This is a genomic window from Intestinibacter sp. (assembly GCF_022780145.1).
GTDB lineage: Bacteria > Bacillota > Clostridia > Peptostreptococcales > Peptostreptococcaceae > Intestinibacter.
Map to the genome: position 1 here is coordinate 1 of NZ_JALEXO010000166.1, position 9,243 is coordinate 9,243.

Sequence of the window (9,243 nt, forward strand, 5' to 3'; positions counted from 1 at the left end):
AAACAGGATGTTTCCAGGGTATGACTTAGGTGAAACTACACAGAGAATAGCTTATAATGTATTTGAGTATGTGAAGGATTTTGAATATGGAATTCAGTTTACTAGCTATTATCTAAAAGGAGAGTTTATTCCACATGTAACTATGATGAAGACCGGATACGAAAAGCCAGAGCTTATGGATTATTTTGGACTTCCTTTTAGCTACATAAGATCAGTAAATCCATACGATACGACTACATTAAATTACAATTGGCAGATTTGGGGCACAAATGCATTTTCTATATATATAGGTGAAAACGAAAAAATAAACGATTCTTCTACAGAAACAGTGCTAGACGCTGTCAAAAATTTCTTAATAAATATAGGTGTATACAAGGAAAATTTAAAAGATGATTTTTATAAAACTAAACATATAAATTCAGATGATATAGTATATGTCAAATCAAATAAGGCAGGTATACTTAGAACATATATACAATTAGGTCAATATATTAAAAAGGGAGATTTAATCGGAGAAGTACTCGACCCTTATGAATCTGAAGTTTTACAAAAAATAATATCTCCTTATGATGGAATTATATATTTTATATATAACATAGCTTTGATAAATAATAACAGCAATGTCTGTAGGATAATATTAGAATAATATGAAAGAGAAATTTTAAAGGGCTAAACACAAATTATTTTGTGGTAGCCCTTTTAAAATTTAGTCTTCTTTTATATATACGCTCGGTATGTACATCGTAACATTTTCAAGCTCTATTATTCTGTTGTAGATATACTCGCTGTGTTTATCTAAATCTGTAGATTCAAGCTCAAGTGTTAAAAGCGTCTGATTGTATATATTTACATCTAGTATATTTGTGTTATCTCTAAGCTTTAAATTCATACCCCTATTTAATCTAACTAATTTGTCTAATATTTTGCTGTAATCTGCTGCCATGTCAATTCCTCCTAAATATTGTATATAAATAATATAACATAAAATTAAAATATAATATATAATTAAATTTAATGCGATATAATTCATATAAAATAAATATGAAAAATATGAATATATAATAAATATTTTATAATTAATATAAAGTTTATGTAGATTTATAATTCTCGTTTATATATAATTACTGTAGATTTACAAAGATGTATTGAAAATAGGAAGGCAGGATAAAAAATGAATATAGAAAAGAAATATGAATTATTAAAAAATAAATTAAAGGAAATGGGAAAAGTCGTGATAGCTTATTCTGGTGGAGTAGACAGCAACTTCTTACTAAAAGTGGCAAGTGATGTGCTTGGAGAAAATGCAGTCGCAGTAACTGTACATGCTATGATGCATTCTAATAGAGAGATTGAAGAAGCCAAAGAGTACACCAGAGAATTTGGAGTTAAGCATGAAGTAATAAAGGTAGATAATTTCAATGAAAAAGGTTTTATTGAAAACGGTCCAAAAAGATGCTATTATTGTAAATGCGCAGTTTTCGATATGATTAAAAATTACGCTTTAAAAAACAATATAAAATACATATTAGATGGAACAAATCTAGACGACTTAGGTGATTATAGACCTGGACTTAAGGCGCTTGAAGAATTAGAAATAGTAAGTCCTTTAAAAGATTGTGGGCTTACTAAAGAAGAAATAAGAATTTTATCAAAAAAATTGGGATTAAAAACATATAATAAGCCGTCTTTTGCATGTCTTGCAAGTAGAATTCCTTATGGAGATAAAATAACAGAAGAAAAGCTTAGATTAGTAGAAGAATCTGAAAACTACCTTCAAGATTTAGGTTTTAGACAGTATAGAGTTAGAATACACGGTGATATAGCTAGAATAGAAGTAGCTAAGGACGAAATATGTAAATTTTTTGATGATGAAATGATGAAAAATGTGTATACTAAACTTAAAGATATAGGATTTAAATACGTGACATTAGATTTAAATGGATATGAAATGGGAAGTTTAAATAAATAAATGAAAGGAGAGAGTCAGAAGTAAGTGCTGACTGATAGATAAATGGAAAAAGGATATACTCTAATCTCGCCTTGTTTTTTTGGTGTGGAAAAAATGCTGGCAAATGAGATTAAAAATTTAGGATTTGAAATAGTAAAAACAGAAGATGGAAGGGTTACATATAAGACAGATGAGTACGGTATAGCAAAGGCAAATATGTGGCTTAGATGTGCAGAGAGAGTTCATTTAAAGGTGGCCGAGTTTGAAGCTAAAAGCTTTGACGAGTTATTTGAAGGTACAAAGAGAATAAATTGGGCTAAATACATACCATACGGAGCTCAATTTCCAATAACTAAGGCATCTTCAATAAAATCAAAATTACATTCTATACCAGATATACAATCTATAGTTAAAAAGGCAGTAGTAGAAAGCCTTAAAAAAAGCTATCTAGAAACTGGAAGACTTAAAGAGGACAAGGAAAAATACCCTATTTACGTGTTTATTCACAAGGACAAAGTAACTCTTACAATAGATACTACAGGTGTAGCTCTTCACAAAAGAGGATATAGAGAAAAGGCAAACAAAGCTCCAATTAGAGAGACATTAGCTGCGGCTATAATGTATTTAACTCCTTGGAAGCCAGGAAGAACTTTAGTAGACCCTATGTGTGGATCTGGAACTCTACTTATAGAAGCAGCTATGATGGGTATAAATATGGCTCCAGGGCTTAACCGCGAGTTCATATCTGAAAAATGGAGAACACTAGACAAAAAAATTTGGTGGGATACTAGAAGAGAAGCATATGATCTTATGAACGAAGATATAGACTTTAAAATTTACGGATACGATATAGACGAGGAAGTAATAGAGATAGCTAGAGAAAATGCAGAGATAGCAGGCGTTGAAAATTATATAGAATTTAACGTGGCAGATGCAACAGAATTCAAAAGCGACGAGGAGTACGGATTTATAGTTACAAATCCACCTTATGGAGAAAGACTTGAAGATGTTGAATCTGTAAAAATGCTTTATAAACAGCTTGGATATGCATTTAGAAAATTAAAAAATTGGTCATATTATATGATAACTTCTTATGAAGATTTTGAAAATGAGTTCGGTCAAGATGCCACTAAAAAGAGAAAGCTGTACAACGGTATGCTAAAAAGCTATTTATACCAATATTTAGGACCAAAGCCACCTAGAAAATAATAAAATTTTACCTCTTAAATGTTATAAAAGCGAGAATATAAAAATATAAATATTATATAGCATTTAGGAGGTGTTATTTTAAATGAGGGCAAAGCACAATAAAAAAGGCTATAAAAATAAAAATATTGAAAACAACAATCAAGAGCAATATGAAGAAAAATACAATGATGTAATTTTAAATAAGCTCGTTCCAGAAGAGAGAAAAGAGGAATTCGATTTACAGGAAAATAAAACACATTCAAAGTCTAGACCTAAAAAAAATTCGCTCAAATTGAACTTAGGAAAGAACAGTAAAAAAAGCAAAAAACATAAACAAGAAGAGCAAGATACTAAAAGCAAAAAAAACGATAAAGAGCTAGATAAATCAGGTGAATCTGTAAAAGAAAAAAAATCTAAGGCGAAAAAAAGCCATAAAGGCAAACAGCTACAAAACGGTGCAGAAAATAAAGTAAATAAAAAACAAAGTAAAAGAAGAACTCATAAAAAAAATAATCAGCTTCAAAATAAAGAAGAAGATGTAAATATAAAAGAAGTTGAACAAGTAAATATACAAGATAATCAAGTAGAAGAAGAAGAGTCTAATTTCAGAGGCGACCTTGTAGAAGAAGATACAGACGAATATAATGAAGAAATAGTCTGGTCAGATCAAAATTTTAAAGAAGAATAGACTATAAAAAGCTTTATTATAAATAAATGTGAATTATAATTTAGAGAGTTGTCATAAATGATGTGATTTAATTAATCATTTAATGCACAACTCTTTTGATTTTTATATTAATTATTGTATAATTAAAGTAAAAGAAATAATATATCAGAAAATAGGAGGAAAATGATGAAGCTACTAAAATTAGTAGGCATGCTTTCTTTAGTTACTGTATTGTGTACAGGCTGTTATAATAGAGAATATACAACTGAAAGTCTATTTAGCAAATTGCCTGTTTACGATTCAGATGAAAAAGATTTATCAGATGAAGTAACTAGAGTTTTAGGAAGTGCTGCTTTAGTTTTGCCGTCTAACTCCATGGAAGTGGGAAAAATAAATAAAGTTGATTTAGACGAGGATGGAAATGATGAAGTAGTATTTTTTGAAAAAAAGGAAGGCATAAGAGTAAAAAATGAGGTTGGATTTACTATATTAGATTCCAACAACGATGAAAGTTATGATATTTCTTATACTGAATCGGGAAGTAAAATAAAATACGCAAATTTCTATGATTTAGATAAAGATGGTAATAAGGAAATAATTTTGCTAATAGAAAATGAATATATGACTACACTTACTATTTGTAGGTATGAAAATGGTAAGATAAACGAATTGATTTCTAAAAATAATTTTAATTATTTTAACAGAAATAGATTCACTAAATTAGGTGTTTTAGTACAAGATATAAATAATGATAAAATTTTAGATTTAATAGTTTATAATTATAATAATAGTACAGATAAAATGAATGTATACGCTTGTAATTTGAAGGATGATAAATTATCTATTATAGACAGCATTAGATTAGATGATGTGAAAAATTTTGAGGATATAAATATATCTGTTGGAAACATAGCATCAAATAAGAAAAAAGCATTATTATTAAGTCTACCGTATACTGAAAAAAGCGGATATATTACAGAAATAATTTATCTAGAAGATAACGAGTTTGTAAATGCATTTGAAAAAGATTATGAAAAGGTATTAAATCCATATTACGTTAAAGTTGAGGATATAAATAAGGATGGAATAATTAATATACCTATTGTCGATTCAAATAGCGTCACTATAGATACATTGATTACAGACGCTTCACCTACAAGTGCTATAGTCAGCTGGAATAAGTACAACGAGAAAAAAGGCGAGGATGCCGATTTATTGTTTGTAAACCAAATTTATTATAATTATGAAAATAATTTTAAATTTTTAATACCAAATAATTTAGTTGGTAAAATATATATAACTGAAGAAACTGAAGATACAAATAACAATTTTAGAGTGTATAAATTCTATTACTACGATTCAAATGATTTTTATAATACTAAAAATGAGGAGAATAAAAAAGATTTATTTACACTTAATCTAACAGAAAAAAATATAGTCGAGGATTCAAATAATATAAGTAAATCGAATATAAATGTATTTGAAACAGAAAAATATGTATTTTCTATTTCTGATGTAAATGAAAAGCAATTGAAAAAATTTGACTTGACTGTGGATATAATAAAGGATTATTTTTCAAAAATAAGTGAATAAACTTCGATGGAGGATAAAAATGAAGGAAAAAATATTAGTTTTAGAAGATGAAATAGGTATAAGAAGCTTTGTAAGTATAAACTTAAAAAGGGAAGGATACGAAATAATAGAAGCAGGTAGCGGTAGTGAAGCTATAGAAAAAATAACATCAAATAACGATATTTCAATAGCTCTTTTAGATGTTATGCTTCCTGATATGAGCGGTATAGAGGTATGCAAATATATAAGACAAAAATTTGACCAAGTTGGTATAATAATGCTTACTGCAAAGGCTCAAGAGGAGGATAAACTAGAAGGATTTATATCTGGAGCTGACGATTATATAGTAAAGCCATTTAGTATAAAAGAACTGTTAGTTAGAGTAGCTGCACTGCTTAGAAGAGTTAAAAAAGAAGAAAGCTCTATGAAATTAAACAAAATAGTATCAGACCCTTTTGTGCTTGATTTGGACAAGAGAAAATTATTTAAAAATGGAAAAGAAATAGAATTGACACCTACAGAATTTTCTATAGTTAAATATTTAATGACAAATGCCAAAGAATCTCTAAGCAGAGACCAAATATTAACTGAGGTTTGGGGCAATAATTACTTATATGATTTCAAAATAGTAGACGTAAATATCAGAAGAATAAGAAATAAAATAGAGGATGATCCATCAAAACCAAAATACATACAAACTATTTGGGGATATGGATATTGCTTTAGAAAGGAAGACTAAGGTTGACATTACATTTAGAAGGATTAAGAAGAAGGGTAGTAAAATATTACTTTATAATGATTGCAATTACTGTGGCATTGTTCGAGGTTTTATTTGTATTTTATATGAAGGAATATTATCATGGTATAGCTAGAACTTATCTAGAGCAACAGGTAGATAATATTTCAGCTGTAAATTTCACGAGCTTTGAGGATGCGATAAACGACATATTAGAAAGAGAAAATGTCAATAAAGATATTAATTTAGGAATTCAAATTATAAATAAGAATAAAGAGGTCTTAGTCGATCAATACGGTATAAAAACTGGAGAAAAAATAAATTACGACGATGTAAATAACGCGCTTATGGGAAATGAAGGCTATAATATTTTCACATACAACATATTGAGGACAAAAGACCACGTAATGAGTATATCTGTTCCTATTAAGGTAGGAAATTCAATTGAGGGTGTAGTTAGGTATAGCATATCCTTAAATGAAGTAGATAGTGTCATGATAAGGATGGGAATTGGTATTTTTATAGGTGGTATACTTATATTGCTTATTTGTTTCCTTCTGAGCTTGAGATTTGCAGATTCATTAATCAAGCCTATACAGGATTTGAAAAAGACAGCAAATCAGCTTGCCCAAGGTAATTACAATATAACATTGAGTAACGAAAAGTTACACGATGATGAAATTGGAGATTTAGTTAGAACCTTTGATCATATGGCTAGGGAAATAGATAAAACTAGAAAATTAAAAGAAGAATTTATATCTTCAGTTTCTCACGAGCTTAGAACGCCGCTTACATCTATAAAAGGATGGAGTGAAACATTAAGCTATGAAGGTATAAGCAAAGAAGAGCTAGATTTAGGGCTTGGAATTATACAGGATGAAACAGAGAGACTTATAACATTAGTAGAGGAGCTTTTAGATTTTTCACGACTAGCCTCAGATAGGATAAGACTTCAAATAGGCAATGTAAATGTGGCTAAGCTTGCTAAAGATGTCGTAAATCAGCTTGGTGTTAAGGCGCGTGAGAAAAATATAACTCTACTTACAGAATTTAACACAAAAGAGAGGGAAATAGTCGAGATACAAGGCGATAAAAATAGACTTAGACAGGTTTTAATAAACCTTGTACAAAACGCGATTAAATTTACAGATGAAGGTGGATATGTAGTTGTGAGATTGTCACAGGGAGAAGAATACACGACTTTTTCTGTAACAGACAACGGCATCGGTATAGAAAAGCAAAATCTAGACAGGGTTTTAGAAAAATTTTTCCAAGAGGATTACAATAAATCAGGAAGCGGTATAGGTCTTGCAATAAGCAACGAAATTATAAAGCTTCACAAGGGAAAAATGATATTAGAGAGTGAAAAAGGAGAAGGAACAAATATTACATTCACTTTGAAAAACAATTTAATAGATGCTATTGCAGAATAGGGGAAAAATGTGATTTATTCACATTTTTTCTATGTTATCAAAAGAAAAGAGGAAAAATATGAGAAATATAAAGATGGTAATTGAATACGATGGAAGTAATTTTAAGGGATTTCAAAAGCTAAAGGACAACCAAAATACAATACAGGGCAAGCTAGAAGCTGTTTTAAGCCAGATGACAGGAGAGGATATAGAGATAATAGGCTCTGGAAGAACTGATATGGGAGTTCATGCCTATGGACAGGTAGTTAATTTCAAGACAAACTGCGATTATTCGTTAAGTAAAATCCAAAAGTATTTATACGAATATCTGCCACAATCAATAGGAATAAAGGATATTGAGGAGGTAGACGATAGATTTCACAGCAGATATAACGCCAAGAGAAAGGTGTACCTATACAAAATAGACAACAACAAATACCCAAGTCCATTTAACAGAAAGTACACTTGTCATGTAGCTAAAAAACTAGACATAGATTCTATGAGAGAGGCTTCAAAGGTATTTATAGGAAAACACGACTTTACTAGCTTTTGTTCGTCTAGATCTAAAAAGAAAAGCCATATAAGAGAAATTTACTCTATAGCTATAAACGAAACTGACGGCATTATAGAAATTTACGTAGAGGGCGATGGATTTTTATACAATATGGTCAGAATAATTGTAGGAACACTTATAGATGCAGGCCACCACAAAATAACTGCAAAAGAAGTAAAAAATATACTAGAATTAAAAGATAGATCAAAATCTCCTGAAACTGCTCCAGCAAAAGGGTTGTTTTTATACAGAGTAAAATATTAGAATAATATATACAAAATACTGTTGACATTTTTACCCATTTGATTTATTATTAATTCATAAATATTTAATAAGACAAATTCGTTGAAGAAGAAAGTAGTTTATTTTAAGTTTATAGAGAGCCGAGGACGGTGGAAGCTCGGTAATTGTGAGATAAATGAAGAGAGCTTTGGAGAAGATTATCTGAAATTTCAGTAGGATAATAGGAGTACCTTGCCTTAAAAGGGAGAGTGAATAAGTTTATCTTATTAATTAGAGTGGTAACGCGGAAATATTTCGTCTCTTGATTTTACAAGAGGCGTTTTTTATATAATTAGGATAAATTTATTAATAAGAGTGGTACCGCGCAATGTCGCCTCTTAGTAATTATTACTAAGAGGCTTTTTTAATTAAAATAACGTGATTTATTAGGAGGACAATAAAAATGAAAGAAAAAGTTGTATTAGCATATTCAGGTGGATTAGACACTTCAATAACTATTCCATGGTTAAAAGAAAATTATGATTTAGATGTTATAGCAGTTTGTGCAAATGTAGGTCAAGATGACGATATGAGTAAAATAGAAGACAAAGCTAAAGCAAGTGGTGCTGTAAAAGCTTACGTTGAAGATTTAAGAGAAGAATTCATAACTACTACTATATATCAAGCAATAAAAGCAGAAACTCTATATGAAAATAGATATCCTCTAGGAACAGCTTTAGCTAGACCTATAATAGCTAAAAAATTAGTTGAAATAGCTCAAAAGGAAGGGGCTAAATACATATGCCACGGTTGTACAGGAAAAGGAAACGACCAAGTTAGATTCGAAGGAACTATAGCAGCACTAGATCCATCTATAAAGGTTATAGCTCCATGGAGAATCTGGGATATAAAATCAAGAGAAGATGCAATAGACTACGCAAACGA

At 29.7% G+C, this 9,243-nt stretch carries 10 protein-coding genes and 1 other annotated feature; of the genes, 9 read left to right on the top strand and 1 reads right to left on the bottom strand.

Annotated elements, in window-relative coordinates; translation table 11 throughout:
* A partial coding sequence (locus MR593_RS06510) for a succinylglutamate desuccinylase/aspartoacylase domain-containing protein (protein ID WP_290691053.1) occupies positions 1 to 646 on the top strand: 646 nt, incomplete at its 5' end.
* 60 nt (positions 647 to 706) lie between these two features.
* On the opposite strand, the gene MR593_RS06515 is transcribed toward MR593_RS06510, so the two are convergent.
* Entirely contained in the window at positions 707 to 943 is a 237-nt protein-coding gene (locus MR593_RS06515; RefSeq protein ID WP_290691055.1) for a hypothetical protein, read from the bottom strand.
* A gap of 228 nt (positions 944 to 1,171) precedes the next feature.
* Here MR593_RS06515 and larE point away from each other — a divergent pair, with 228 nt between their 5' ends.
* The 8 genes from larE to MR593_RS06555 form a co-directional block, all read left to right on the top strand.
* The gene (gene larE / locus MR593_RS06520; protein ID WP_290691057.1) at positions 1,172 to 1,969 is read left to right on the top strand and encodes an ATP-dependent sacrificial sulfur transferase LarE; all 798 of its coding nucleotides are present in this window, start codon (positions 1,172 to 1,174) and stop codon (positions 1,967 to 1,969) included.
* A 42-nt stretch (positions 1,970 to 2,011) separates the two neighbouring features.
* Positions 2,012 to 3,157 (top strand): THUMP domain-containing class I SAM-dependent RNA methyltransferase, encoded by a 1,146-nt coding sequence (locus MR593_RS06525; RefSeq protein WP_290691059.1) that lies wholly within the window; start codon positions 2,012 to 2,014, stop codon positions 3,155 to 3,157.
* Positions 3,158 to 3,239: 82 nt separating this feature from the next.
* Positions 3,240 to 3,824 carry a hypothetical protein gene (locus tag MR593_RS06530; protein ID WP_290691060.1) on the top strand — a complete coding sequence of 195 codons (585 nt, stop codon included), beginning with the start codon at positions 3,240 to 3,242 and terminating at the stop codon, positions 3,822 to 3,824.
* Between the two features lie 165 nt (positions 3,825 to 3,989).
* Positions 3,990 to 5,396: a hypothetical protein gene (locus tag MR593_RS06535; RefSeq protein ID WP_290691062.1), complete on the top strand. Its 1,407-nt coding sequence runs from the start codon at positions 3,990 to 3,992 to the stop codon at positions 5,394 to 5,396.
* 19 nt (positions 5,397 to 5,415) lie between these two features.
* Positions 5,416 to 6,114 carry a cell wall metabolism DNA-binding response regulator WalR gene (gene walR, locus MR593_RS06540; protein WP_290691063.1) on the top strand — a complete coding sequence of 233 codons (699 nt, stop codon included), beginning with the start codon at positions 5,416 to 5,418 and terminating at the stop codon, positions 6,112 to 6,114.
* Positions 6,115 to 6,116: 2 nt separating this feature from the next.
* The gene (locus tag MR593_RS06545; protein ID WP_331474756.1) at positions 6,117 to 7,544 is read left to right on the top strand and encodes a HAMP domain-containing sensor histidine kinase; all 1,428 of its coding nucleotides are present in this window, start codon (positions 6,117 to 6,119) and stop codon (positions 7,542 to 7,544) included.
* A 58-nt stretch (positions 7,545 to 7,602) separates the two neighbouring features.
* The gene (gene truA, locus MR593_RS06550; protein WP_290691065.1) at positions 7,603 to 8,340 is read left to right on the top strand and encodes a tRNA pseudouridine(38-40) synthase TruA; all 738 of its coding nucleotides are present in this window, start codon (positions 7,603 to 7,605) and stop codon (positions 8,338 to 8,340) included.
* Positions 8,341 to 8,412: 72 nt separating this feature from the next.
* Positions 8,413 to 8,624: a binding site (T-box leader), on the top strand.
* Positions 8,625 to 8,761: 137 nt separating this feature from the next.
* On the top strand, positions 8,762 to 9,243 hold a 482-nt coding region (locus tag MR593_RS06555; protein WP_290691067.1), incomplete at its 3' end, for an argininosuccinate synthase domain-containing protein.

Excerpts from the sequence above, each read along its gene's own strand:
- MR593_RS06515 (WP_290691055.1), bottom strand. The coding sequence starts at position 943 with ATGGCAGCAGATTACAGCAAAATATTAGACAAATTAGTTAGATTAAAT.
- larE (WP_290691057.1), top strand. The coding sequence starts at position 1,172 with ATGAATATAGAAAAGAAATATGAATTATTAAAAAATAAATTAAAGGAA.
- MR593_RS06525 (WP_290691059.1), top strand. The coding sequence starts at position 2,012 with ATGGAAAAAGGATATACTCTAATCTCGCCTTGTTTTTTTGGTGTGGAA.
- MR593_RS06530 (WP_290691060.1), top strand. The coding sequence starts at position 3,240 with ATGAGGGCAAAGCACAATAAAAAAGGCTATAAAAATAAAAATATTGAA.
- MR593_RS06535 (WP_290691062.1), top strand. The coding sequence starts at position 3,990 with ATGAAGCTACTAAAATTAGTAGGCATGCTTTCTTTAGTTACTGTATTG.
- walR (WP_290691063.1), top strand. The coding sequence starts at position 5,416 with ATGAAGGAAAAAATATTAGTTTTAGAAGATGAAATAGGTATAAGAAGC.
- truA (WP_290691065.1), top strand. The coding sequence starts at position 7,603 with ATGAGAAATATAAAGATGGTAATTGAATACGATGGAAGTAATTTTAAG.